The organism is Yoonia sp. D2-7, from assembly GCF_055809435.1.
This window is the reverse complement of the sequence record NZ_CM147912.1, coordinates 3,472,079-3,497,366: the sequence shown is the minus strand read 5'-3', so window position 1 is coordinate 3,497,366 and position 25,288 is coordinate 3,472,079. Positions and strand designations below refer to the sequence as shown.

The 25,288-nt window shown below is 55.9% G+C and carries 28 protein-coding genes; 17 read left to right on the top strand and 11 right to left on the bottom strand.

Features of this window, described 5'->3' with window-relative positions; all coding sequences use genetic code 11:
* Position 1: 1 nt before the first annotated feature.
* The 4 genes from AC0L7R_RS17400 to AC0L7R_RS17385 all read right to left on the bottom strand — a co-directional run bounded on the left by AC0L7R_RS17400 (position 2) and on the right by AC0L7R_RS17385 (position 4,328).
* Positions 2-754, bottom strand: coding sequence for a glycerophosphodiester phosphodiesterase family protein (locus AC0L7R_RS17400; RefSeq protein WP_348109680.1), 753 nt, complete (start codon positions 752-754; stop codon positions 2-4).
* Complete coding sequence (locus AC0L7R_RS17395) at positions 751-1,215, bottom strand: RidA family protein (RefSeq protein WP_247128652.1); 465 nt, start codon at positions 1,213-1,215, stop codon at positions 751-753. The genes AC0L7R_RS17400 and AC0L7R_RS17395 overlap by 4 nt, the downstream gene beginning before the upstream one ends.
* A 69-nt stretch (positions 1,216-1,284) precedes the next feature.
* Positions 1,285-2,592 (bottom strand): HlyD family type I secretion periplasmic adaptor subunit, encoded by a 1,308-nt coding sequence (locus AC0L7R_RS17390; RefSeq protein WP_473658111.1) that lies wholly within the window; start codon positions 2,590-2,592, stop codon positions 1,285-1,287.
* Positions 2,589-4,328 (bottom strand): type I secretion system permease/ATPase, encoded by a 1,740-nt coding sequence (locus AC0L7R_RS17385; protein ID WP_473658109.1) that lies wholly within the window; start codon positions 4,326-4,328, stop codon positions 2,589-2,591. Before AC0L7R_RS17385 ends, AC0L7R_RS17390 begins: the two co-directional genes overlap by 4 nt.
* Before the next feature lie 155 nt (positions 4,329-4,483).
* Between AC0L7R_RS17385 and AC0L7R_RS17380 the strand changes: the two genes are divergently transcribed.
* The 3 genes from AC0L7R_RS17380 to AC0L7R_RS17370 are packed head-to-tail and all read left to right on the top strand — an operon-like array spanning position 4,484 to position 6,140.
* On the top strand, positions 4,484-5,206 hold the full coding sequence (locus AC0L7R_RS17380) for an MlaA family lipoprotein (RefSeq protein WP_473658108.1): 723 nt from the start codon (positions 4,484-4,486) through the stop codon (positions 5,204-5,206).
* Positions 5,206-5,793 carry an ABC transporter substrate-binding protein gene (locus AC0L7R_RS17375; protein WP_473658106.1) on the top strand — a complete coding sequence of 196 codons (588 nt, stop codon included), beginning with the start codon at positions 5,206-5,208 and terminating at the stop codon, positions 5,791-5,793. The genes AC0L7R_RS17380 and AC0L7R_RS17375 overlap by 1 nt, the downstream gene beginning before the upstream one ends.
* A complete protein-coding gene (locus AC0L7R_RS17370; protein ID WP_473658104.1) occupies positions 5,793-6,140 on the top strand; it encodes a hypothetical protein in 348 nt (115 codons plus the stop codon). Before AC0L7R_RS17375 ends, AC0L7R_RS17370 begins: the two co-directional genes overlap by 1 nt.
* A gap of 9 nt (positions 6,141-6,149) precedes the next feature.
* Here the strand turns inward: AC0L7R_RS17370 and AC0L7R_RS17365 are convergent, their stop codons facing one another.
* Complete coding sequence (locus AC0L7R_RS17365) at positions 6,150-8,330, bottom strand: transglycosylase domain-containing protein (protein ID WP_473658103.1); 2,181 nt, start codon at positions 8,328-8,330, stop codon at positions 6,150-6,152.
* A 263-nt stretch (positions 8,331-8,593) separates the two neighbouring features.
* Here AC0L7R_RS17365 and AC0L7R_RS17360 point away from each other — a divergent pair, with 263 nt between their 5' ends.
* From AC0L7R_RS17360 to AC0L7R_RS17340, 5 genes are all read left to right on the top strand, one after another.
* Positions 8,594-8,932 (top strand): P-II family nitrogen regulator, encoded by a 339-nt coding sequence (locus AC0L7R_RS17360; protein ID WP_247128645.1) that lies wholly within the window; start codon positions 8,594-8,596, stop codon positions 8,930-8,932.
* Between the two features lie 13 nt (positions 8,933-8,945).
* The gene (locus tag AC0L7R_RS17355) at positions 8,946-10,259 is read left to right on the top strand and encodes an ammonium transporter (RefSeq protein ID WP_473658102.1); all 1,314 of its coding nucleotides are present in this window, start codon (positions 8,946-8,948) and stop codon (positions 10,257-10,259) included.
* A 253-nt stretch (positions 10,260-10,512) separates the two neighbouring features.
* Positions 10,513-11,514: an N-acetyltransferase DgcN gene (gene dgcN / locus AC0L7R_RS17350; RefSeq protein WP_473658101.1), complete on the top strand. Its 1,002-nt coding sequence runs from the start codon at positions 10,513-10,515 to the stop codon at positions 11,512-11,514.
* A gap of 94 nt (positions 11,515-11,608) precedes the next feature.
* Positions 11,609-12,574: an N-acetyl-D-Glu racemase DgcA gene (gene dgcA / locus AC0L7R_RS17345; RefSeq protein WP_473658100.1), complete on the top strand. Its 966-nt coding sequence runs from the start codon at positions 11,609-11,611 to the stop codon at positions 12,572-12,574.
* A gap of 4 nt (positions 12,575-12,578) precedes the next feature.
* Positions 12,579-13,439 carry a D-amino-acid transaminase gene (locus tag AC0L7R_RS17340; RefSeq protein WP_473658099.1) on the top strand — a complete coding sequence of 287 codons (861 nt, stop codon included), beginning with the start codon at positions 12,579-12,581 and terminating at the stop codon, positions 13,437-13,439.
* Between the two features lie 66 nt (positions 13,440-13,505).
* Here the strand turns inward: AC0L7R_RS17340 and AC0L7R_RS17335 are convergent, their stop codons facing one another.
* From AC0L7R_RS17335 to AC0L7R_RS17325, 3 genes are all read right to left on the bottom strand, one after another.
* The gene (locus AC0L7R_RS17335; protein WP_473658098.1) at positions 13,506-14,933 is read right to left on the bottom strand and encodes a calcium-binding protein; all 1,428 of its coding nucleotides are present in this window, start codon (positions 14,931-14,933) and stop codon (positions 13,506-13,508) included.
* A gap of 169 nt (positions 14,934-15,102) precedes the next feature.
* On the bottom strand, positions 15,103-15,402 hold the full coding sequence (locus tag AC0L7R_RS17330) for a DUF1244 domain-containing protein (protein WP_473658096.1): 300 nt from the start codon (positions 15,400-15,402) through the stop codon (positions 15,103-15,105).
* A 12-nt stretch (positions 15,403-15,414) separates the two neighbouring features.
* Positions 15,415-16,152: an N-formylglutamate amidohydrolase gene (locus AC0L7R_RS17325; protein ID WP_473658095.1), complete on the bottom strand. Its 738-nt coding sequence runs from the start codon at positions 16,150-16,152 to the stop codon at positions 15,415-15,417.
* Positions 16,153-16,276: 124 nt separating this feature from the next.
* On the opposite strand from AC0L7R_RS17325, the gene pyk reads away from it, so the two are divergent.
* The 4 genes from pyk (at position 16,277) to rplT (ending at position 18,706) form a co-directional block, all read left to right on the top strand.
* A complete protein-coding gene (gene pyk / locus AC0L7R_RS17320; protein ID WP_247128637.1) occupies positions 16,277-17,725 on the top strand; it encodes a pyruvate kinase in 1,449 nt (482 codons plus the stop codon).
* Positions 17,726-17,760: 35 nt separating this feature from the next.
* The gene (locus AC0L7R_RS17315; protein WP_247128636.1) at positions 17,761-17,985 is read left to right on the top strand and encodes a hypothetical protein; all 225 of its coding nucleotides are present in this window, start codon (positions 17,761-17,763) and stop codon (positions 17,983-17,985) included.
* A 140-nt stretch (positions 17,986-18,125) separates the two neighbouring features.
* Positions 18,126-18,326, top strand: a complete 201-nt coding sequence (gene rpmI, locus AC0L7R_RS17310) for a 50S ribosomal protein L35 (protein WP_247128635.1) — start codon at positions 18,126-18,128, stop codon at positions 18,324-18,326.
* A 17-nt stretch (positions 18,327-18,343) separates the two neighbouring features.
* On the top strand, positions 18,344-18,706 hold the full coding sequence (rplT, locus tag AC0L7R_RS17305) for a 50S ribosomal protein L20 (RefSeq protein ID WP_247128634.1): 363 nt from the start codon (positions 18,344-18,346) through the stop codon (positions 18,704-18,706).
* Between the two features lie 56 nt (positions 18,707-18,762).
* Here rplT and AC0L7R_RS17300 read toward each other — a convergent pair whose 3' ends face one another.
* The 3 genes from AC0L7R_RS17300 to AC0L7R_RS17290 form a co-directional block, all read right to left on the bottom strand.
* Positions 18,763-19,530: a HupA family protein gene (locus AC0L7R_RS17300; RefSeq protein ID WP_473658093.1), complete on the bottom strand. Its 768-nt coding sequence runs from the start codon at positions 19,528-19,530 to the stop codon at positions 18,763-18,765.
* A 279-nt stretch (positions 19,531-19,809) separates the two neighbouring features.
* Positions 19,810-20,553 carry a HupA family protein gene (locus tag AC0L7R_RS17295; protein WP_473658092.1) on the bottom strand — a complete coding sequence of 248 codons (744 nt, stop codon included), beginning with the start codon at positions 20,551-20,553 and terminating at the stop codon, positions 19,810-19,812.
* Positions 20,554-20,815: 262 nt separating this feature from the next.
* A complete protein-coding gene (locus AC0L7R_RS17290; protein ID WP_348107900.1) occupies positions 20,816-21,457 on the bottom strand; it encodes a hypothetical protein in 642 nt (213 codons plus the stop codon).
* Between the two features lie 260 nt (positions 21,458-21,717).
* On the opposite strand from AC0L7R_RS17290, the gene speB reads away from it, so the two are divergent.
* The 5 genes from speB to AC0L7R_RS17265 all read left to right on the top strand — a co-directional run bounded on the left by speB (position 21,718) and on the right by AC0L7R_RS17265 (position 25,236).
* The gene (speB, locus tag AC0L7R_RS17285) at positions 21,718-22,674 is read left to right on the top strand and encodes an agmatinase (RefSeq protein ID WP_473658091.1); all 957 of its coding nucleotides are present in this window, start codon (positions 21,718-21,720) and stop codon (positions 22,672-22,674) included.
* A gap of 174 nt (positions 22,675-22,848) precedes the next feature.
* A complete protein-coding gene (pheS, locus tag AC0L7R_RS17280; protein ID WP_473658090.1) occupies positions 22,849-23,922 on the top strand; it encodes a phenylalanine--tRNA ligase subunit alpha in 1,074 nt (357 codons plus the stop codon).
* A 377-nt stretch (positions 23,923-24,299) separates the two neighbouring features.
* On the top strand, positions 24,300-24,482 hold the full coding sequence (locus AC0L7R_RS17275; RefSeq protein ID WP_473658089.1) for a hypothetical protein: 183 nt from the start codon (positions 24,300-24,302) through the stop codon (positions 24,480-24,482).
* 45 nt (positions 24,483-24,527) lie between these two features.
* Positions 24,528-24,818 (top strand): YrhK family protein, encoded by a 291-nt coding sequence (locus AC0L7R_RS17270; protein WP_473658087.1) that lies wholly within the window; start codon positions 24,528-24,530, stop codon positions 24,816-24,818.
* Positions 24,811-25,236 carry an ASCH domain-containing protein gene (locus AC0L7R_RS17265; RefSeq protein WP_473658086.1) on the top strand — a complete coding sequence of 142 codons (426 nt, stop codon included), beginning with the start codon at positions 24,811-24,813 and terminating at the stop codon, positions 25,234-25,236. Before AC0L7R_RS17270 ends, AC0L7R_RS17265 begins: the two co-directional genes overlap by 8 nt.
* The last annotated feature ends 52 nt before the right edge of the window (positions 25,237-25,288 follow it).

Below are 25,288 nucleotides of genomic sequence, written 5' to 3'. Positions count from 1 at the left end.
GTCAAGCGAGGTAGCCTTCAAAAGTCACGTTATCGACTATTTTGCGCGCTTGCGCTTCCTCTTCAGCAGATTTGATCGTCCAGCATAATATATTGGCACCCGCGGCTTTCAATTCGGCGACGCGGGGGCGGTCCAGATCATGCGCTTCGTGACTGATGAATGATGCGCCCGTGCGGTCATAATCAGGGATTTCACGCAGCCGTTCACACAGATCGACAGCCAACGGTTCCCAATCGGCGGGGTCATAACTGCTGGTCACCAAACCACGTGGAATGTGCGGCGCAGCTTCGCCAAACGCGATCACAGCGTGCGGGTTAAACGACATCACAGCGACGTCGCCAGCGTAGCCCGCCAAGACATCGGCTGTCGCTTGCTGCAATGATCCAACATTCGGTCCCATGTTCAGGTCTTGATCCTTGATCTCGATCAGCAGCGGAACACGGCCATCAACAAGGGCCAAAACCTCTGCCAACGTAGGGATGCCAGCCTTGCCACCACTCAACGGTATCTGTCCAAGCTCTGCCGCCGTGCGCATCGTGATCGGGCCCTGTTCGGCAGTCAAACGCGCAAGGTGATAGTCGTGAAACACCATCGGCACACCGTCCTTGGACAACTGCAGATCAATCTCGATCGCGTAACCTGCGTCAATCGCGGCGGTAATCGCCTCGATAGAATTTTCGGGGCGACCGTCCGTTTTGTCGTGCAAGGCCCGATGTGTGATGGGGCGCGTTAGGAATGCTGCGGGAAGTTTCATTTGATCTGAAACACACCATCAATTTCGACAGCAACACCCAATGGCAGGCTTGGTGCGCTGACTGCGGCACGTGCATGACGGCCGATGTCGCCCAATGCTTCGACCAGAAAATCAGATGCGCCGTTGATGACCTTGGGCTGATCCGTGAAATCAGGGGTCGAATTCACAAAACCACCCAGCTTCACAACGCGAACAAGGCGATCCAGATCGCCGTCACATGCGGCTTTCAATTGGGTCAGCAGGTTGATCGCGCAGGTTTTGGCCGCAGCCATGCCTTGATCAACCGTGTAATCATCACCCAACTTACCCGTCAGTGGCCCAGTCACATCCATCGAAATCTGGCCGGATACAAACACCATGTCGCCCGCAATCACGTAGGGCACATAATTGCCCGCCGCAGCAGGGGCTTCGGGCAACGTCACACCGAGTTCGGCAAGTTTGGTTTCAATCGCAGATGTCATTGCGTGCTCCTTTAATGAACTTAAAGGAACGCTATCCTTGGCCGTGATCAGGCGCAATGCACTCCGCGATCACGTCTCGCGGAATGCCTTGGCAAAGTAGTCAGCCAGCGGTTTGATCAGGTAATCCATCGGGCTGCGATCTGCGGTCCGGACGAAAGATTCCACCGGCATGCCGGGGATCAGCGTCATGTCCTCGGGCAAGCGATTGATTTCACCTTCGTTAAGTCGCAATTCGACACGGTAGAATGAAGCAGAGGTGTTTTCGTCCTGAAACGCATCCGCCGAAATCAGCGTCACAGTGCCAAATAATTCCGGCGTGCGGCGTTGATCAAACGCGGAAAAGCGCATCGTCGCTTCTTGGCCCACATAAATCTGGTCCACATCGGTCAGTTGCACTTGGGCGGCGATCACCAGCGGGCGGTCTTGCGGGACAAGAAACATCACCGGATCAGCAGCGCGAATAACGGATCGTTCGGCAAACACGGTCAGGCCGTACACGATGCCGGACAAAGGCGCACGAATATCCAACCGGTCAAGCTGTTCGGTCAACGTGCGTTGACGTTCGGACAGTTCCAGTTCGTTGAACTGCAGATCGCGCAGACGCGTGATGGCTTCCTCGCGACGGGTGGTATCAAGGCTTAGCACCTCGATTTCGATCTCGGTGATCTGCTCTGCAGCTTGGGCTTCAAGCGCTGCCAATTCGCCAACACGCCCGAGCATATCAGCCTGTTCACGCTGCAACGCGGACACGCGGCTGGCTTGGGCAAGGCCGCGATCCAGCAGGCTTTGCTGGTCAGCCAGTTCCTGAACGATCAGCGACTTCTGACTTTCCAACGCTTCTTGTTGGGCCTTGATGCCTGCGATCTGGCTCACGATTTGGGCACGCCGTTGGCCTAACTGTTCCTTGGTCTTGGCCGCCGATTCCAGCCGCGCCTGAAACAAGCGTTCCTGACCTGCGATCAGGCTATCGATTTCGGGGCGATCAAAGGCGAGCAGTTTTTCGGGGAAGGTAATCGTGTCACTTCCATCGCGTTCGGCTTCCAATCGGCCACGACGCGCAAGGATTTCGAACAACTGACCTTCGACGATCACCAATTCGGATTTCAACGCATTCGAATCCAGCTGAATCAACAGATCGCCCGCTTCAACAACATCGCCCTCATCCACGAGGATCGCTTCGACGACACCGCCGTCAGGATGCTGGATCACTTGGCGGTTGCGGTCGACTTCGATTTGGCCGGATGCGATCACAGCCCCTGTGATCTGCGCCATGACGGCCCACGTACCAAAGCCGCCGACAAGCACCAGCATCGCCAGCAGTCCAATGATCATCGGCTTGGCGACAGACCACCGTTTATTCGGGTTTTGCTCGCTCATGATACGCCCCCGCCTTGGCCGGTTGTCTTTTTGATTTGATCGGCATTTTTGACCATCTCCTGCAGAACCTGATCCTTCGGGCCAAAGGCACGCCGTGCCCCGTTTTCAATCACCAACAACAGATCGCATTCCTGAATAGCAGCAGGACGATGCGCCATGATAAACACGATTTTGCCTTCCTCTTTGGTCAGTTTGATCGCGTTGTTCAGCGCATTTGATCCTTCGTTATCAAGGTTCGAATTTGGTTCATCCAGCACCAGCACAACAGGGTTGCCATACATCGCACGGGCCAGCCCGATCCGCTGGATTTGACCGCCAGAAAGACGACCGCCATTGGACGCCACGCGGGTGTCGTAGCCATCGGGTAGCTTGAGGATCATCTCATGCGCCGCCGCCTTTTTCGCAGCTTCCACCACGGCGGCATCATTCGGCTGCATCGACATGCGGGCGATGTTTTCTTTGATAGTGCCATCAAACAACTGCACGCGCTGCGGCAGATACCCAATATGTTGGCCCAGAACGTCAGGGTTATACTGGTCCAACGCAGCCCCATCGAGCCGGATTTTCCCACCCGCAGGACGCCAGATGCCGGTCAATGCCCGCGCCAATGTCGTCTTGCCCGCACCCGATGTGCCGATCACCCCAACCGCTTGTCCAGGTTGGACGGCAAAGCTGATCATACGCAGTGACGCGGTCTGTTCCCCTGGCGGGATCACAGTGACCTGATCCGCGACAATGCGGGCAGCGGGTTGCGGCAGGGTTGTCCTATCATCATCGGCAGGCACATTACCCAAAAGCGTTGACAGATTGCGCCAGCCTTCACGGCCCTTTTGGAACGTCGCAAACTGCCCGACAATCAATTCAATCGGTGCCAAAGCACGGCCCAGCAGGATGGAACCGGCAATCATAGCACCCGGCGTCAGTTCGCCTTGTAGCACCAGATATGCACCAAGCCCCAGCATCGCGGATTGCAAAAACAACCGGAACGTCTTGGTCATCGCGCTAAAGGTGCCCGCGCCATCTGCAGCCGCAATCGTCGCATCTAGGCTTTCGCCACGAGCAATTTGCCACCTGCTAAACGCGGCATCGCGCATGCCAAGTGCATGCACCATTTCGGATTCCTGTCGGATCTGTGCGCCCATCGTTTCGGATTGGAACGTCGCCGCATTCGCCTTTTGCAGCGGCTTGCGGGTGGTCAACTGGTTTGTGATCGCAACGCCAATCAGGATCACGCCGCCAACAAGGCCAAGCAGGCCCATCAACGGGTGAAAGATAAAGATGCCAAGAAAGAATAGCGGCGTCCAAGGCAAATCAAACACAGCCATCAGGGCAGGCGATGTAATCAAACGTTGGACGCTTTCCAGATCACGCAAACCCGTTGCGGCCTGTTTCGTGGCTTTGTTAATCGTGGACGCTTTCAACACAGCTGCAAAAACGCGGCGGTCCATTGTTGCCTGAAAACGTGCGCCGACGCGGCCCATGATCCGACCACGCACGTAATCCATGATCCCCATCATCCCGTAAAGGAAGGCGACCAAAACAGACAAGGCGATCAACGTCTCTAAGCTACGCGACCCCAAAACCCGATCATATACATTCAACATGTAAAGCGGGCCGGTCAGCATCAGCATGTTCACGAAGAAACTGAACACGGCGACCATCCAATACAGGCCCCGGCTTTGTTTGCGCGCATTGATTAATTCAGCGCGACCTTGTGCTGTCAATTCGTCTGCCATTGGCGGTTCATCGCTCTATTTATTTTTTGTTACTACTTGGGGTATCAATTACCCGATAAAGACAACAACGCCACTGCAAACTAAGGTTGTTGCAATTTTTACGGACAAGCGTCACATCACAATCACCTCTTTTAAAGATCGAAACTGTTGAATTCATGAAGTCACCTTTTGCCATTTGCTTGACCCTATCCTTGCTTGGCGCATGTAGCGTCGCCCCCGAAGGGGTTTCGGTCCATGACCCCTACGAGGCCCGCAATCGGTCTGTCCACGCATTCAACAAAAACCTCACAGGTGGCTTGGGCAGTGGCGAAAGCAGCGGCCCGCGCATTCCCGCGCCCATTTCGGAACGTGTGATTGATTTCGCCGATAACGTCGCTTTGCCGGGTGTGATCCTGAATAACACATTGCAGGGCGATCTGGGTGCTGCTGGGTCCAATACCCTGCGGTTCATGATCAATTCTGTTTTCGGTCTTTTTGGCGTATTTGATCCGTCCGATATCATCGGGCTTGAAGAAATTGATGCCGATTTTGGTCAAACGCTATCTGTTTGGGGCGCACCAGAAGGCGCGTATCTCGAATTACCGCTCATTGGCCCGTCAACCGAACGCGACACTGCGGGTATGATTGTGGATGTCCTCATTGATCCGCTGGGTACGTTCTTGAACGAAGACCAATTGCTTGTCGCTTCAGTAGGGTCGCTGGCCGGACGCGTCGCGAAAATTGACCAAGTGGGCGATACCATTGGTGATGTTCTGAACGAAAGCGCGGACAGCTATACACAGGCACAGCTGATCTACCAACAGAACCGCCGTTTTGAAATCGGGGCCGAAGCGGCTGAAGTCGCCGACCCCTACGCCGACCTATACGGAGACCCGTAATGATCCTGAACCGTCGTCAAATGATCGCAGCCACAAGTGCTGCAGTTCTCATCCCGCAATCTGCAGCCGCCTTGTCCGTGCAGCAGTCGCAAGCCATCGTCACGGCCCTTGTGACCGAAGTGAACGCGGTCATCGCATCCGGCAAATCCGAAGCCGCCATGATCCGCGATTTCGAGGTTCTGTTTGATCGCTATTCCGATGTGCCAACGATCGCGCGGTACTGCCTTGGCGCAGACGCCCGCAGCGCAAGCGCGGCCCAGATGCAGTCCTACACCGTTGCCTTCCGCAGCTACATCGCCAGCAAATATGGCCGCCGCTTCCGTGAATTCGTGGGCGGTGAAATCGTCGTTGAAGGCGCGGCACCCGTCAAAAGCTGGATCGAAGTTGAGACAACCGTGAAACTGCGCGGACGTTCCCCGCTCCGGATGGATTTCCACGTCTCAGATCGGTCCGGATCGCACAAGTTCTTCAACTTCATCATCGAAGGCGTGAATATGCTGTTGACCGAACGGGCGGAAATCGGGGCGCTTCTTGATCGGCAAGGCCGCAACCTTGATGCGCTGACAGCCGAAATCGGGGCAGCCTGATGCGTAGGCTCGCCGCGATATTGGCTCTGATGCCGACGCTTGCTGCGGCAGGTCCTTACGATGGGACGTACAAACAGGTCGCCAACGCGGATTGCGCGAACGTCGGCGTTGATGGTGGTGCGCTGAAGATCGAAGAAGGCATTTTCTTTGGCGTAGACGTGCAATGCCGCATGACGCGTCCGGTGGACGTGCTGCAAATGGATGCGACGCTCTACACGATGCAATGCTCCAACGACGACGAAGTCTGGACAGAACGCGCGATGCTGATGGACGCGGCAGACGACGACGGCATCATCATGATTTGGAACGGTTACGCGTTTGCCTATTCGGCCTGCGAACCTGAATAATCCCGACTGCTAGTTTGCGTTGTTCAGGATGTTATTCAACACATCCAGAATGGCACCGTCATTTGGTGATTCCGGTGCCGCGGGTGCGGGGGCTTGTGGTGCAGCGACACCCGGCTGGAAATTCGGATCACTGCGACGCAACTGATTGCCTGGACCTTGCATCGGCAGCGGCACTGGCTGTTGACCGTCAAGCACACGCGTCATCGTCTCGCGCCAGATATCAGCAGGCAGACCCCCACCAGTCACACCGGACAGCGGGCTGTTGTCGTCATAGCCCATCCAAACGCCAGTCACGTAATCGCCGGTAAAGCCGATAAACCACGCATCCCGCGCGGATTGAGTCGTGCCGGTCTTGCCTGCAATCTGCCAGCCATCAATCTTCGCACGCGCACCAGTGCCGCGTTCGACCACTTGGCTCATCATCCATGTTAGTTCGCGGGCGGACCGTTCACGGATCACACGTTCCTTGATCCCGCCAGCAAGGGCCGGAAAAATCTCGTTCGTGGCGGCGACTTCAAGTTCAACAAATCCGTAGGGATCAACAGCGGAGCCACCGTTCAGGATACCCGCATAAGCACCGGTCATTTCGATCAATGTGCTTTCGGATACGCCAAGCGCCAGCGCCGGACCATCGGCCAGATCGCTTTCGATCCCGAAACCTTCTGCGACAAGCCGCACAATATCGCGGCCCACGTTTTCTGACAGGATCACCGCTGGAATATTCCGGCTTTCGACAAGGGATTCCGTCAGCGTCACCGGACCTTTGAACTGGCGGTCATAGTTTTGCGGACACCATTCGCCCGATCCGGGCGTGGACCAGCACATGTCGGTATCGTTGACGTAATCGTTGGGCGAGAAATCCATTTCCAACGCAGCCGCAAAGATGAACGGTTTGAACGCCGATCCGGGTTGGCGGCGGGCCTGAATAGCGCGGTTGAAATCACCTGGGTTCGGGGCAGACCGCCCACCAACCATCGCCCGTACAGCGCCGTCTGCAGACATCACAACAATCGCGGCTTCGGCTTCCGATCCAGCTTTTACCTTGTTTTCAAAGACCCATGTCAGGGCGTCTTCGGCGCTGGCCTGAATGTCTTGATCGAAGGTCGTGTGAATGTTCACGTCTTCTGTGGTGTTGCGCGTGAAAAATTCAGGGCCGGACGCCATCACCCAATCGGCGAAATATCCGCCGGTGTCTTGTTTCGCAGCAGACGACAACGTCGCTGGGTTCGCGCGGGCATCAGCGGCCAGTTGGGGCGACAAACGTTCCTGCACTTCCATCAAGCCAATGACGACGTTCGCGCGTTGTTGGGCAGCTTCCAGATTGCGGGTCGGCGCGCGCGACGATGGGGCGGGTAGCAAACTCGACAGCATCGCGGCTTCCGCAGGGCGCAGGTCACTGGCTGATTTGCCAAAGTAGCGTTCAGATGCAGCCGCAAACCCACGCGATCCCGCACCCAAATAGGCACGGTTCAGGTAGATCGTCAGAATTTCGTCCTTTGTGTACGCGACTTCCATGCCCATCGCGTAAACGGCTTCTTTCACCTTCCGCCACAAAGTGGTGCGGCGGCAATCGGCCTCATAGGCGGCTTCTGAATCCCATTGGTTCGGATCAAACGGTGTGCCAAGGCACAGCAGCTTGGCGACCTGTTGCGTGATCGTAGACCCGCCGTTGCCGGACAGTGGACCACGGCCAGCGCGAAGATTGATCCGAACCGCAGAGGCGACACCGCGCGGCGAAATGCCAAGATGACGGTAGAACCGTTTGTCTTCGGATGCGACGACGGCGTTCACCAAATGGGGGCTAACCGTTTCGGTCGTGATCATCCCGCCAAACTGATCGCCACGCCAAGCAAATGTATCGCCAAAGCGGTCCTGCAATGTCACCGAACCACGGGCGCGGCCATCAATGACGCTATTTGCAGGCGGCATTTGCGAAGCGAAGTAGAACACCCCAAGGCCAACCATAATGCAGACAATTGCGGTGCCGCCCCAGATCAACCGCCAGACGGCGCGAAAAATGCCGCCGATGAACGCGGTTAACAGCCCGATAGGGCCGCGGCGTTTGGCTGGCGCGCGTTTTGCGGCCTTGCGCGCACGCGCGGGTTTCTTGGGTGCGGGCTTTTTTGGTGCGTCCGCAGCATACCGTTTTTCAGCAACCAATGGGCTGCGTTTCTTACCATTTCCGCTCATGTCTCGCCTGCACCGTTCCGGTATCTTTGGGTCATCATACGCGCTGCAACTACGAATGTAGAGAACCCAGATGGTCCAGCGGCGCTTTTATGTTTCGTCTAATTTTTAGGCAAAACGATTAATTTGTGCAAAAAATGTGCAAATTGCGTCGGGTATGCCCAAAAAGCGCCTCCAGAATCGTTGTTCCCCTCGGCGAGATACCGCCACTTAGGCCCACAGCCGCACGGTCGCGGCATTTGGGCAGAACGACAAGGGGACCCCTCGTGAAACTGATCATTGCAACAATCAAACCATTCAAGCTGGAAGAGGTCCGCGAAGCGCTGACCGGCATCGGTGTGCGTGGGATGATGGTATCTGAAATTAAAGGCTTCGGCGCACAATCCGGGCACACAGAAATCTACCGTGGCGCAGAATACGCCGTGAATTTCGTGCCGAAAGTGAAGCTTGAGATCGTCGTGCAGGACAGCATGGCAGAACAAGTGGTTTCCACAATCGCCACTACAGCCAAGACCGATAAAATCGGCGACGGCAAAATCTTTACGCTTGATGTGGAAGGCGCGATGCGCGTCCGCACCGGCGAACTAAACGACGACGCTATCTAAGGGACCCGGACAGATGAAACTCACCAATACACTTTTTGCGGGGGCAGCACTGGCAGCATTGCCAAGCTTCGCCTTTGCCCAAGAGGCAGCCGCACCGGGGTTCGATGAAATCGGCCCTTACATCATGACAACCTTCTTGTTCTTGGTTGCAGGCTTCCTCGTGTTTTTCATGGCCGCAGGCTTTGCAATGCTCGAAGCTGGCCTTGTGCGCGGCAAAAACGTTGCCATGCAGCTGACCAAAAACATCGCTTTGTTCTCTATCGCGTCCATCATGTACTGGCTGGTTGGCTTCAACCTGATGTACCCGGGCGAATTCAACGGCTACCTTGGCCCAATCTTCGGCACAACAACATGGCTCGAACCAGTTGGTCTTGATGCGGCTGACGCAGCACTTGATTACGCATCCGTTGCATCCGACTTCTTCTTCCAGCTGATGTTTGTTGCAGCAACCGCGTCCATCGTTTCTGGTGCTCTTGCTGAGCGCATCAAACTGTGGCCGTTCCTGATCTTCGTCGCAATCCTGACAGGCCTGATGTACCCAATCTCGGGTTCTTGGCAGTGGGGCGGCGGTTGGTTGTCCGAAATGGGCTTCTCTGACTTCGCCGGTTCTACAATCGTACACTCTGTCGGTGGCTGGGCTGCTTTGGCCGGTGCGATCATCCTTGGGCCACGTTTGGGCAAATACAAGGATGGCCGTACTGTTCCAATGCCGGGTTCAAACCTTGCACTTGCAACACTGGGTACATTCATCCTGTGGCTCGGTTGGTTCGGCTTTAACGGTGGTTCACAGCTTGCTGCGGGTACTGTTGGCGACATCACTGACATCGGCCGTATCTTTGCGAACACAAACATGGCAGCAGCATCCGGCGCAGTAGCCGCGCTGATCCTGACGCAAATCATGTACAAAAAGGTCGACCTGACGATGGTTCTGAACGGCGCGCTTGCTGGTCTGGTATCCATCACAGCTGAACCGCTTGCTCCATCACTGCTCGGCGCATTGCTGACAGGTGCTGTAGGTGGTGTGATCGTGGTCTTCGCAGTTCCACTGCTCGACAAGCTGAAAATCGACGACGTTGTTGGTGCGATCCCTGTTCACCTGCTGGCAGGTATCTGGGGTACACTCGCAGTGGCCTTCTACACAGGCAACTGGGGCGCACAGATCACTGGTATCGTAGCTTACGGTGTCTTCACATTCGTCATCGCTGGTGTGATTTGGTTCATCCTGAAAGCAACAGTAGGTATCCGCGTCAGCGAAGAAGCCGAGATCAACGGTCTCGACATGGCTGAGCTGGGCATGGAAGCTTACCCAGAGTTCAACAAAGGCTAAGCCCCTCCTCCTTCCTTCCTAGGGGACTAGCAAACTTAAACCCGGCCGCATCATGTGGCCGGGTTTTTTCGTTCCAACAGGAGGAATTCCAACAGTCCTTGCCGCAATACGGGATGATCTTGCTTGTTCTACGAATAATTCGAGTAATTCTTCTAATCACGGTTCGATTGGTGCCAATAAACGGAAAACCTTGCGCAATTTCTGGGCCATTCTCCCATCAACCACGAATCCTTCTATCTGCGGAGTGCCACCGATGATCCAGACACCATACCTTCTGTTCTTGGGCGACGCGCCTGACCAACTTGCCGCGAAAGTTGCCATCGGCATCAAAGACTGGCGTCCAGAAAATGCTGTCGGTCAATTCCGCATGGCGGGTTGCGGGGCTGACCTTGGAATCACTGAGATGACTTTGGAAGAAGGCCTTGCCGCTGGCGCCAAGACATTGGTCATCGGCGTGGCCAACCGCGGCGGCGTTATTTCCGATGCGTGGAAAGAGGTGCTCGTTCAGGCGCTGAACATGGGCTACGACATTGCGTCCGGTTTGCATAACCTGCTGCGCGACGAAAACGAACTGATGGCAGCGGCCCGTGTGAATGGCCGGACATTGTTCGACGTGCGTATCCCGTCTGTCGCCTACCCAATCGCGAACGGTGTGAAGCGGACAGGTAAGCGGTGCTTGGCCGTCGGGACCGATTGTTCTGTAGGCAAGATGTACACTGGCCTGTGCATGGACGCCGAAATGCAGAAACGCGGGATGAAGACGACATTCCGGCCAACCGGCCAGACCGGTATCCTGATCACCGGTGGCGGTGTGCCTTTGGACGCGGTCATCGCCGATTTTATGGCAGGTGCGGTCGAATATCTGACACCTGACAACGACGCGGATCACTGGGACCACATCGAAGGGCAGGGCAGCCTGTTCCACGTGTCTTATTCCGGCGTGACAATGGCGCTGATTCACGGCGGCCAGCCCGATGCGATCGTTCTGGCGCACGAACCAACACGGACGCATATGCGCGGTTTGCCGACCTATGACCTACCATCGCTCGAGGCGTTGCGCGATATGGTCCTGCCGATTGCGCGTGTGGCGAACCCCGATTGCCAGATCGTCGGTATTTCCGTGAACACGCAGCATCTGTCGGATGAAGAAGCAAAAGCCTGTGTCGCGGAAATTGAAGACCGCATGGATCTGCCAACCACCGACCCGTTCCGCTATGGTGCGGCAAAGCTGGTGGACGCTCTCGAAGCGATCTAAACATCTGCAAACGGGGGCGAATTTTCGTGAAAATTCGGCGGGGGCCAGCCCCCGTACCCCCGGGATATAGAGAAACCCAAAGAAGGTGGGCCGCATGGACATCCAAGTAACGCGCGACGTGTTTCAACTGGCGCAGGTATTTACCATCAGCCGTGGGTCGCGGACGCAGGCCGAGGTATTGACGGTGCGGGTTGCGGACGGCGATCACGTCGGTATGGGTGAATGTGTGCCCTATGCACGCTATGGCGAGAGCCTTGATAGCGTCACGGCCGAGATTATGGGGCTGCCTGCGGATCTGACACGTCAAGCGCTGCAAGATTTGTTGCCGGCCGGTGCCGCCCGCAATGCCGTTGATTGCGCGTTGTGGGATTTGGAGGCGAAGCAGGCGGGCAAGCGCGTTTGGGATATGTTGGGTGTTCCTGCGCCAAAGCCGGAAATCACCGCATATACCCTGTCGCTAGACACCCCAGAAAAGATGCAAGAGCAGGCGGCGCTGAATGCGCATCGTCCGTTGTTGAAGATTAAACTTGGCACGCCGGACGATATGGCCCGGTTAGAAGCCGTGCGGCGCGGTGCGCCTGCGTCTCGGATCATTGTCGATGCTAATGAAGGCTGGACTGCTGAGGTCTACGCCGAACTCGCCCCACATCTCTTACGCCTTGGCGTGCAGATGGTAGAACAGCCGTTGCCTGCGGGTGACGACGACATGCTGTCTGAGATCGCACGCCCGCTGCCTGTTTGCGCCGATGAGGCCTGCCATGATCGCACGTCGTTGCCCAAACTGAAGGGCAAATACGATATGGTGAACATCAAGCTGGATAAAACCGGCGGCCTGACAGAGGCGCTGTTGCTCAAGCAAGATGCTATTGCTGCGGGCTACGATGTCATGGTCGGCTGCATGGTCGGATCATCGCTTGCCATGGCCCCAGCGGTACTTTTAGCCCAAGGTGTGGCGTTCACGGACCTTGACGGCCCGCTTCTGTTGGCCGAAGACCGCGATGAACCTTTGATATTTGACGAGGCGGGCGTGCACGCACCTACCGCCGGACTATGGGGATAACGCGATGCGCACAGTCTATTTGAACGGCAACTACGTACCAGAAAACGAAGCGCAGGTGTCGATCTTTGATCGCGGCTTCCTGATGGCGGATGGCGTGTATGAAGTGACGTCAGTCTTGGACGGCAAGTTGATCGACTTTGACGGTCACGCGAAACGTCTGGAACGGTCGTTGAACGAACTTGGCATGCAAAAGCCTGATTGCTTTGACGATCTGCTGGAAATTCACCGTGAGCTGGTGAAGTTGAACGACATCAACGAAGGCATGATCTATCTGCAAATCACGCGCGGCGCACCAGATGACCGTGATTTTGTCTACCCTGATCCCGAAACGGTAAAGCCGACCGTCGTTCTGTTCACGCAGAACAAGCCGGGTCTGGCCGATAGCCCGGCTGCCAAGAAGGGGATGAAAGTGATCTCCATCGAAGATCAGCGCTGGGCCCGTCGCGACATCAAGACCGTTCAGCTGCTGTACCCGTCCATGGCGAAGATGGCAGCGAAAGCAGCTGGCGCTGATGATGCATGGATGGTCGAAGATGGCATGGTCACCGAAGGGTCATCCAACAACGCCTACATCGTCAAAGGTAACACGATCATCACGCGTCACTTAGGCAACGAAATCCTGCACGGGATCACCCGCGCCGCCGTTCTACGCTTCGCCCGCGAAGCCCAGATGCAGGTCGAGGAACGCAGCTTTACCATCGCAGAAGCCCAAGAGGCGGACGAGGCGTTTATCACCTCTGCGTCGACTTTTGTGATGCCAGTGGTTGAGATTGACGAAAAGCCAATCGGTGACGGCACACCGGGGTCCATCGCGCCGCGTCTGCGTGAAATCTACCTCGAAGAAAGCCGTAAGATGGCGATCTAAGCCAGATCACCACGCACAAAAAAAGGGGCGTCCTTTGCGAAAAGGACGCCCCTTTTGTTTGATTTATTAGGATGTGGCTTCGGGGATCAATGCCACAACATTGATGTTCGCCGCTGTGGTCAGGCTGATCCGTGCGAGGGTCGCGACCTCTTGCCCGTCAACGGTGACAAGCGTGTCCGCGCCGTTGTTCACAGGGCCAAGCGTGATGGCACCCGTGCCGTCACCTACCGCGATGTTCAGGATATCCTCAGCAGGGTCGAAATCCTTGATCGTCACGGGATCATCAGTCACGTCTTCGACGCTGACTACGGCCAGATCATTTCCTGCACCCAGTTTCAAAAGATCACCGTCATCGGCCAGCACCACGTCATCGCCTGTGCCAAGCGTCACCTCGTCCGCACCATCGCTGGCCAGATCGCGGACATCGACGATATCGTTCTCGGACCCGGCGCGCACGGTGTCATTGCCGTCACGATCAACGACAATATCGTTGCCCGCACCCGCCTTGATCAGGTCATCGCCTGCACCGCCACGGATCAGGTCGTCACCGCTATTACCTGCGATCACATCATCGCCGGACCCGCCATACAGCACATCGGTCTCGCGCCCGCCGTCAATCGTATCGTCGCCTGCGCCGCCATAGGCGATGTCCTGACCCAGACCCGTATCAATCGTTTCATCGCCATCGGTACCCGCAATAAGATCAGATTCTTCGTCGGCGGTTTGCACGATTTCCCGACCGAACAGGCTGATGTTCACGGTTTCGGGGTCGGTTACGCCTTCAAGGATAATCGCGGTTTGGTCGCCTACGTTGATCAACGTATTTTCACCCGCTTCATCAGGCGTGATCGTCAGTTCGCTGCCGTCAAAGATCGCAGGAATTTCCAGTTCGATCCGTTCACGGGCCTCATAATCGGTGATGGTTGTGGGTTCGCCTTCGTTATCCCACCGCACGGCAAAGGCGTCGTTGCCACCCCCACCTGAAATTTCGTCGCCTTCGTCACCAATCAGGATGTCATTGCCGAAGCCGCCGAATAGCGTGTCGGCTTCATCGTCACCGGTTCCCGCATCAAGCGCCATGATCAGGTCTGCGCCAAGATCGCCATAGATCGTGTCCGCTCCGGCGTCGTCCATGATCGCATCGTCGCCATCACCACCACGTGTCAGATCATCGCCTTCGTTATTTCCGGCAGAGAAATCATTCCCCTCCCCCAGAAATACGCGGTCATCGCCGGCACCGCCCGTGACTGTATCATCGCCGTCGAATGCGCGGATCAGGTCGTCGCCTTCGGTGCCTTCTTCCGTGTCATCGCCTGCGGTCAGATCCAGAAAGTTTGTGACCGGGGCCGTGGCCGCCGTTGGTGTGTCCGGCTGATCCGCGTCATCACTAGAGCCGCTATCGCCCGCGACGTCACCGGCAGATGAACTGCCGCTGTCGCTAAACAAAAGGCCCGATAAGCCAAGCAAAATCAGTACTGGTAAAACAAATTCCATATTCGACCCCCATCGAAATGACTTTTACGCTGCACCCGTTGATCGGCGTGCAGCGCTTATAATGACCCCAATAGGACCCGTTCAGGCTGTATGGTCAAGCAGTTAGGTTGAGGGTGTTTCTTGTTGCGGATCAATGTGATGTCATGGCTCGCATTGTTTCCGTTTCGGATTACTTCTCTGGATGACTTTCCGCGAATGCGGCTTTGGCCGCATCGGACGCGTCTGTCTGGTGTTTGTCGCGCCATTCGGCAAACGGCATTCCGTAGAACGCTTCACGCCCTGCGTCTTTGTCCATCTCAATGCCGCGTTCATTGGCGGCTTCTTGGTACCAGCGGCTCAGGCAATTCCGGCAAAACCCTGCAAGGTTCATCATATCGATGTTTTGGGCGTCGGGCCGATCTTCCATCAAATGCTTTTGCAGGCGGCGGAAAGCGGCGGCTTCGATTTCGATGCGGGTTTGGTCGTCCATGGTCTTATCCTTTCACAGGCCGGTATCGGCCAGAACTTTGTCTAATATCGGGGCGAGCCTGCCAGCCCACAAGGCCTGTCCGGCAGCATCCGCGATCAAATCATTGCGCAATTCGATCAGAACATTCGGGCGATTGTGCGCTGTTGCATGACGATCAATCGCATCGTCAGGGAAATAGCCGACATAGGGGGCGTTGTCGCCGACGCACCACCCCATGGCTTCACAGGCGGCAATCAGCGGACGCGCCAGACGGTCATCATCCGCATAAAGCACACCGATCTCCCACGGGCGCGGCGGGCGTCCTCGCATTTGTGGCGTAAACGAATGAACAGAACAAATCACAGTGTCATCCCGCCGAGCAGCCAGATCAGCAAGTGCGGCGTGATATGGGCGGTGCAACCGGTCAAGCCGACGTTCCTTTTCAGCTGTATCCGCGTGGTGGTTGGCGGGAATGATTGTGCCATCGGAAAGACGCATCAGCAGGGTCGGGTCACGTTCACCACGGTTCGGATCAATCACCAACCGCGAGAAGTTGGATAGAATCGCAGTTGCCCCTAGGGCAGTTGCAAGCCCGTGGGTCACCCCAGCGGCGCCAATATCATAGGCAATGTGGCGTTCCATGTCCGCCGCAGGCAGGCCAAGATCGCCCCCATTCACCCATTCCGGCACGTGATTTGACGCGTGATCGCTCGTAATTAACCAGCGTGACGGGCTTTTGGGCTCAAGAGTGGTGAAATATTCAACAGTCATACGTGTTTCATCAAAATAGGGTTGAGTGCAGTTGTGACGTCCGGGGTTATAAGCAATAAGGGCGCCAAAAGGTGTTATCGCTAACGAAGGCACCTCACGCAGTTGAAGTATAAGGATCACCCGTATGAGACGTCACCGCAATGTCAAAATCGTCGCAACACTAGGACCAGCATCTAACGACTACGACATGATCCGTAAGTTGGTTGAAGCCGGTGCTGACGTGTTCCGTCTGAATATGTCCCACGGTGATCATTCCGAAATCAAAGTGCGTCACGAAATCATTCGCCAAGTTGAAAAAGACCTCAACAGCCCGATCGGTATTCTGGCCGACCTTCAGGGGCCAAAACTGCGTGTGGGTGTGTTTGCAAACGACGACGGTGAAGAATTGGTGCCGGGCGCAGATTTTCGTCTCGACCTTGACGACGCGCCGGGTGATCTGACCCGCGTTCAGCTGCCACACACTGAAATCTTCGACGCACTTGAACCGGGCGCGCACCTGCTGGTGAACGACGGTAAGATCAAGCTGCGTGTCAAAGACTGCGGTGCGACTTTCGCGAATTGCGAAGTCATCGTTGGTGGCGTGATTTCCAACCGTAAAGGCGTGAACGTGCCTGACGTGACACTGCCGTTGGCCGCGCTGTCCCCGAAAGATCTGAAAGACCTCGAATTCGTGTGCGAATTGGGCGTGGACTGGCTGGCGCTGTCCTTCGTGCAGCGTGCCGCTGACGTCGAACAAGCCCGCAAACTGTGCAACGGGCGTGCGGCGATCTTGTCCAAGATTGAAAAGCCAAACGCGGTGAAGGCGTTCGAAGAAATCCTCGCGGTGTCCGACGGTATCATGGTTGCGCGTGGCGATCTGGGTGTTGAACTGCCTGTTCAGAACGTCCCGCCAATCCAGAAAAGCCTGATCCGTAAATGCCGTGCGGCGGCCAAGCCGGTGATCGTGGCGACACAGATGCTCGAATCCATGATCGACAGCCCGATGCCGACACGTGCCGAAGTCTCCGACGTCGCAACCGCCATCTACGAAGGCACGGACGCGATCATGCTGTCTGCGGAATCTGCGGCAGGGTCTTATCCGGTTGAAGCCGTGACAACGATGTCCAACGTGGCCGCCGAAGTCGAAGCTGACCCAACCTACACCGACATCATCGAAGCATCCCGCAATTCCACGGGTAAAACTGTGGCCGACGGGATCGTTTCTGCGGCGCGTGAAATTGCGGAAACCACAGACGTCAAAGCAATCTGCTGTTTCTCCCAATCTGGGACAACAGCATCCTTGGTTGCACGCGAACGCCCGCGGGTGCCAATCGTTGCGATGACCAGCTCACCTGAAATCGCGCGGCGTTTGTGCCTGACGTGGGGCACCAACTGCGTGGTCACGGGCGACGTTCACCGGTTTAAGGATGCGGTGATCGCGGCTGTGCGTGCGGCAAAGGCTGAAGACTTGGTCGACGAATCCGACATGATCGTTGTGACGGCTGGTGTGCCCTTCAACACACCGGGTACGACGAACATCTTGCGGGTTGCCCCATGTGCAGAAAAGTTGATTTTCACAGCAGATGCTGATTAAGGTTTCCTAACGCGAAACAATCGCAGGAAACGGGCATGGATTCAGACGTCTTATTTGTTGTGGGCTTCATCATTGCGGTGCTGTCCATTCCGGCAATCGTGTCTGCGTTCTCCGACAATCGGTCGCCTCGGGTGCCTGCAATTGTTGTCCTGATCGGGGCCTTGATGATCGGTTATGCGATCAACGAACGGCCCGGCGCCTATAACTTTGATACTTTGCCGGACGTCTTTGTTCGGGTGATCGGCAAAGTCCTGAACTAAAAGGCCTCAAGTAGGCATGTTTTGCCCACTTATCGCTTGCTTTCCAAAGGACTCAGACCTAAAGAAGCGCTTCCACCCGCGCGACCGGCCAATCTGGCATGCCGAGTCGTGCGTTCAACCGAACTCAAGAGGAGACGGAAATGCCTAAGATGAAGACAAAATCGAGCTGCAAAAAGCGGTTCAAGACGACGGCGTCAGGCCGTGTCGTCGCAGCCCAAGCGGGCAAGCAGCACGGCATGATCAAGCGCACAAACAAATTCCTTCGTAACGCTCGTGGCACAACCACTTTGAGCAAAGCAGACGAAGGTATCGTTAAATCAATGATGCCTTACGCACGTTAATTAGAGGGATTTAGGATATGCGCGTTAAAGGTGGTACAGTCACTCATCGTCGTCACAAAAAAGTTCTCGACGCTGCCAAAGGTTATTACGACCGTCGTTCCAAGACTTTCAAAGTCGCGAAACAGGCCGTCGACAAAGCGAACCAATACGCTACTCGCGACCGTCACAACCGCAAGCGGAACTTCCGCGCGTTGTGGATCCAGCGGATCAACGCTGGTGTACGTTCAGTAGACGAAACATTGAACTACTCCAAGTTCATCAACGGCCTCGTTCTGGCTGGCATCGAAGTCGACCGTAAGGTTCTGGCTGACCTGGCCGTAAACGAACCAGACGCATTTGCGACAATCGTCGGCAAAGCAAAAGACGCACTGGCTGCCTAAGTCAAACGTCGATCAGAATACGAAAGGGCCGTCCACAATTGGGCGGCCCTTTTGCGTTAATGGCCGACGGCGAATGCCCCGTATTCAATCAGGTCCGCATCGGTTGTTTCATGGTTCAATTTGACAGACCCCACGACTTCATCCGCTGTCGGCCCCGCGATCATTGCGGAAAAAAAGCCGCTTACCGCTTCGGTTCCTGCTAGATTACCCCCTGAGGTAAATCCGGTAGACACGCCATCTACGAATGGGGGGCCGTCTGGGGTCAACGTCAAGTCAGCCAGGGTTTCGCCACTTTCAAGCTGTCTGCCGCGAATAGTGCCTGAAACCGATAGGTTTTCGAATTCGGCAATCAGCGCAACATCGCCTGTGATCGTAGTGACGTGGTCGCCCGTGGCTTCGTTCGTCACAAGTGCTACGTAATCCCCTGTGTAACGCGCCGTCCCCGACAGCGGTAGATCAGTGGGTGCGTTACGTGCGATGATCGTACCTGCATAGCCTTCTGCAACCGTTTGATCACTGACGATCACAGCAACCGAACTGTTCCCGCTCCCGCTGCGCAGATAAACGCTCGAACCGTCTTCCGTCGCATACCCTTCGAACCCTTCTAAATCTCTGCGGACGTCGCGGACAAATGTAAGTGAGGACTCGGTAGCGGGATCAGGGTCAAAGCTGATCTGGCCGGGGACGCTGGTAAGATCAACCTCAAAGCCAAGCGTCGCGTTCGAAACAGTACTTTCCGAAATGGTCTCAAACGGAACGGACGTCGATCCACCACAAGCGGCTAGCGACAAAAGAATAGGAAGTATGGCAGGTCTTAATAGCATGTTTAGCCTTTTCACTGGTTAAGCATCGAGATGAGGCCGAACATATTGGAGGCGTAGTCGTCAGTCGACCCGGACTTTTGAATTGACCCTTTGATTGTCTGGTCGTTTTCTATCCCAAACACGAAGGAGCCGGCCTCATGCCCCCAAACACCTACGACACCGGCCGCCTCGACCTCCCATTGCGTCGGCAGTGCAAAAGATCCACTGGCTGCCTAAGCCACACGTCGATCAGAATACGAAAGGGCCGTCCACTATTGGGCGGCCCATTTGCGTTAGGGTTTAGTGACCGATGGCAAAGATGCCAGCTTCACCTGAAATGATGGTACCGTCAGCATCGCGATCATAAAGTACGACTTGCCCTACGACTTCGTCACCAGCATCACCTCCGATTGCTCCGGCGTAATCGCCGTTAGATACTTCGTATCCCGCATGCGCACTTGCGCCCCTGAAAACCCCGTCAGTCTCAATTGACGTCTCGGCTAGTGTGATGTCGCGCAGCGACAATTCGACAGCATCATCAAATAATTGGACACCGCGTTCTGATATTGTCCCGCTAATTAGCATATCGTCAAAATCCACGTCCAACGCCACGGTGCCCGCGATCGGTGAACCCGGTGTGTCGTTTCCAGCGAAAAGAATTGAGCCAACGTAGGTTCCCGTCATGCTTACCGCTCCTGTTGGCAAATCCTGTGTGGGCGCCAAGCGTCCGGCAAATAGGTCCACAGCAAAGGCGTCATCGGGCGAGATAAGCATCGCCGCGTATGTTGCATCAGTGGCGCTGCTGACAAGGATTTGTTCCCCTTCGACAGTTGATCTTGAACCACCCAGAAAAGGGCCAGAATCGAACGTAGAATTACGCGGCAATGCAACGTCAATGGTTTGGTTCGCAATTGAGACCGTCGTTTCACTAAACGACAGTACAGAACCGCTCGGATTATCAACTGGAAAGACGGCGGACGCGCCGCCACCGCAAGCCGCTAATGCCAAGAATCCGGTTAAGGGCAAAGTACGCGATAGCTTCATTTTTGGTCTCTCTACTCATTAGGCTAAACGGTTTTCCCAAAACTATCGAATGACCAATCAAAGGTCTATCTTGAGATTCGAATTGACCAGCGGATCGCACCGGCGTCTTGCACGGCAAACGCATAGAAAGCTCAAACCATGACTACGAGAACGGTTGCCTCGGCCTGCGATTGGTTGTCACTGAAAAAGACGCAATAGCTGCTTAAGCACCTCGTCGGTCAGAATACGAAAGGGCCGTCCACCATTGGGCGGCCCTTATGCGTTAGTGACCAGCGGCGAAAACGCCAGTTTGCTGCCCCGTTGTTGTAATGCTAGCGTTGTTCTGCGCGCGAGTCGTAACAAATGATCGGGTGACGGTCCCTACAAGTTCGGCGCCTTCCGCTGTCGAACCGCCTAGCACACCAGAGTAATCAGTTGTCTCAATAGTCTCTCTACCGTCTTCTTCATTCACGGTGGTCTGCTCATCAATTGTACCAAAGGTCCCGTCTGCGAGAATGGTGCTTTCAGGAAAGCTAATTCGAGCGTCTTCATCTAGCACGAATGGCAAACCTAGCTCGAACAAATCTGTTGTCGCCTCTGTCACCTCACCACTGATCGTCATCGCGTCCAAGTCCACGTCAAACACGGCAGTGCCTGTGATATAGCTTCTGAACGTGTCATTTTCGGAATTCTCAAAAACCCCGACGTAGCTGCCTTCTAATGTTGCGCGCCCCGTTGGCAGAGCACCCAACTGTGCGGTGCGACCAAAGAACGTTTCTGCCACGACGCCTTCATTGCGGGTCAATAAGATTGCAGCAAATGTCTCATCGCCTTCGCTCAGCGCGAGGATTTGACCTTCGCCGTCCTCCAATTCCGCCGCGCCTAGGAACGACCCTGCATCAAATCCTTCGCTAAGTGGGAGCACAAGGTCATTATTTTTTGTTTGAAACGCAATGGTTTGACTATCTACCGTGAAAGACGGGACGTCTGTCGTTGAACCGCAAGCGGCCAAAGTAAGACATCCCAGTGGGGCAAGTGAACGAATTAAAGAATGCACGTCGGGTCCAATCAAAGCTTTATGTAGGCCAACTGTGATCACCTATGCATCGAACTTCAAACAAAAATTGACGTTTCTGGCCTGAACGGCTTTCTTTGGGGCGACTCGGAACGCAAGGATTTCACACCATGGCACAAAACGACTACGACGCCGGTCGTTTGAACCTTCCCTTCGTTGGCATCTCGACCTTCGGCAAGCGGCCTTACGTTTCAAATTGGTCTACCATCGACGCGGATGTGGCTATCCTCGGCGCCCCTTTCGATTTCGGCACCCAATTCCGCCCGGGCGCTCGCTTTGGTCCGCGTGCGGTGCGCGAGGCATCGACCCTGTTCAGCTTTGGTCACGGCGGGGCGTATGACCACGAAGACGACGCCACCTATCTCGGGTCCGACGTACGCATCGTCGATATCGGCGACGCGGATATCGTCCATACAGACACCGACAAAAGCCACGCGAATATCAAACAGGGGGTCGCGGCGATCCTGAAAGCGGGGGCGTTGCCCATCACCATTGGCGGTGATCATTCCATCAACATTCCCTGCATTGATGCCTTCGCGGGCCAAGGTGACATCCACATCCTGCAAATTGACGCGCACCTCGATTTTGTCGACGTGCGGCATGGCGTACGCAACGGGCATGGCAATCCAATGCGCCGCGCGGCGGAAAAGTCATATGTCACCGGCCTGACCCAAGTCGGCATCCGCAATGTGTCGTCCACGGCTAAGGAAGGCTACGACGACGCGCGCAAAATGGGGTCGGATATCATCTCGGTCCGGCAAATGCGCAAACTCGGGGCTGATGAGGTGATAAACCGTATCCCCAAGGACGCCCGCGTCTACGTCACAATCGACATCGACGGGTTTTGCCCGTCCATCGCCCCCGGCACGGGGACGCCCAGTCATGGCGGGTTCCTCTATTATGAAGTGCTCGAAATGCTACAGGCCCTCGCCAACCGGAACGATGTTGTCGGTATTGATCTGGTCGAAGTCGCCCCGGCCTACGATCAAACCGACAGCACAGCGATCCTCGCAGCACAGGTCCTGTTGAATTTCCTCGGCTTCATCTTCCACGCACGGGGGCAATGACCGACGATAATCTCAGGGGCGTCGACCGATGCCCCGCCGATCAGGCCAGCGTAGTTAACCGTGTCTTCGAACACGGCATCGCGTGTATTTTCACCCGAGATTGACACGCCCCCCACGCTTGCAACCCATCCCCCCATTCACTAACACCACATCAACCCATTCAAGAGGCGCGCCATGGACGATCTCAAATCCAAATACCTGACCCTGATTGCCGATGCTGGCGATGAAAACACCCTCGAAGACCTCCGCGTGCAGGCGCTTGGCAAAAAGGGCGAGATTTCCTTGCAGATGCGTGAGCTGGGCAAAATGACGCCAGAGGAACGCCAGACAGCTGGCCCTGCGTTGAACGCACTCAAGAACGAAATCAACTCTGCGCTCGCCGCCAAGAAATCCGGCCTGCAAGACGCAGCGCTTGATGAACGTCTGCGGTCCGAATGGCTCGACGTCACGCTGCCCTCGCGCCAGCGCCCCGCAGGCACGATCCACCCGATTTCCCAAGTCACGGACGAGGTCACCGCGATCTTCGCCGACATGGGCTTTTCCGTCGCCGAAGGGCCGCAGATCGAATCCGATTGGTACAACTTCGACGCCCTGAACATTCCGGGCCACCACCCTGCGCGCGCCGAGATGGACACGTTCTACACGCACCGCGCCGAAGGCGATAACCGCCCGCCGCACGTCCTGCGCACGCACACATCGCCCGTGCAAATCCGGTCGCTCGAAGCCAACGGCGCCCCAATCCGCATCATCTGCCCAGGCCGCGTCTACCGCGCCGACTACGACCAAACCCACACACCGATGTTCAACCAAGTCGAAGGTCTCGCCATCGACAAAGACATCTCCATGGCCAACCTGAAATGGGTGCTCGAAGAATTCGTCAAAGCGTTCTTCGAAGTCGATGACGTCGAACTCCGCTTCCGCGCCTCCCACTTCCCGTTCACCGAACCATCCGCAGAGGTCGACATCCGCTGCTCATGGGAAGGCGGAACGCTGAAAGTTGGCGAAGGCGACGACTGGCTCGAAATCCTCGGCTCCGGCATGGTGCACCCGAAAGTGCTGACAGCCGCAGGCGTCGATCCGGCAGAATACCAAGGCTTCGCCTTCGGCGTCGGTATCGACCGCATCGCCATGCTCAAATACGGAGTCCCCGACCTCCGCGCCTTCTTCGACAGCGACCTCCGCTGGCTGCGGCACTACGGTTTCCGGTCATTGGACGTGCCGACGCTGGATGGTGGCTTGTCGCGTTGAGTGAAAGAATATGGCACTACCTAGAAGTAAATCGGGGTAGATATCTATGCGCTGTTCATGGAGGGTTCTGCGATGGGGGCGACAACTTTGCGCAAAAATGCCCTGCTTGCGGTGAAAATGCGGCGGAATCTTCGGTAAACCCATTGGATAGGTCGCTAGAACTCATCAATGGATTACAGCGTCGATCACAAAGAAGCATAGCTGTTTCTTCCGCTCTGATTGGAGGCCTGAGTGCTTCAGCGTTTCTGGGGCTAAGTGCCTCTAGCTTTGAGCAAATGATCGCAAGCAGTAATTGTGCCAGCCCAGAGCATCTATTGAAACTCGTCGTCGTCTCAATTCTCCTGCTAATTGCATCCGTTGGAGTCTACGGTTTCAGCATGCGTCAGATTTCAGTTTTCAGGGATGAGAAAAAAGTATCGCGGACAATGGCTGATTGGCAAAAGTTCGCATTTTCAAAAACTGCCAAACTTGAACGTGAAGCAGTTTTGTCAGGAGTCTTTTTCATAGCATCTGTCGCAACACTGGTCGCTGCCGGCGTTATTTTTCTCTTCTGCCTCTAATTGACTAATTTTCGAATTGGCAAAAAGGACTGGAAAGCCCCACAAATGCTCTTCGACAACACCCACCACAAACACCCCGATCAACGTCGCCGCTACGCGCTCTACGAACTCGCCTACACCTTCGTCGATTTCTTGGCGGCCATCCTGTTTATCATCGGCTCCGTCATGTTCTTTTCCGACGAATGGACCTACACAGGCACATGGCTGTTCGTCATCGGCTCGATCTGTTTCGCGCTGAAACCGACCATCCGGATCACGCGCGAAATCCACATGATCGCAAAAGGGCGGGCCGACGCCGTCGCAGACAACCTGAACAAGGACGAAAACAATGGCTGACACCGAAGACCTGAACGACACATATCCGGGTGCGGGCACGTTCCAGTTCGGCGATAGCAAAGAAATGTGCCAACGTCTGATCGACCTCGTCCGCAAGGGCAAGAAAACCGCAACCTGTGGCGCGGCCCGCGATTTCGAAGACGAACCCGAAGCCATGCCCGTCGTCGGCCGCTGCGACATCGCGGCGAACTGGGACACCACGCCAGCCCTCGTAATCCGCACAACAGCCGTCCACAAAATCCGCTTCTGCGACGTCCCCGAAAAACTCGCACTCAAAGAAGGCGAAAACGAAGCGCTTGTCGGCTGGCGCAAAGACCACAAAGCCTTCTTCAAACGCAACGGCGGCTACGACCCCGAAATGATGCTGATCTTCGAAGAATTCGAACTCGTCGAAGACCTCGACGGACGCGCCCTCTAAACCCATCGTCCCGCGTAACAGCAATCATCGCGCGGGACCTCGGCTTCTTTGG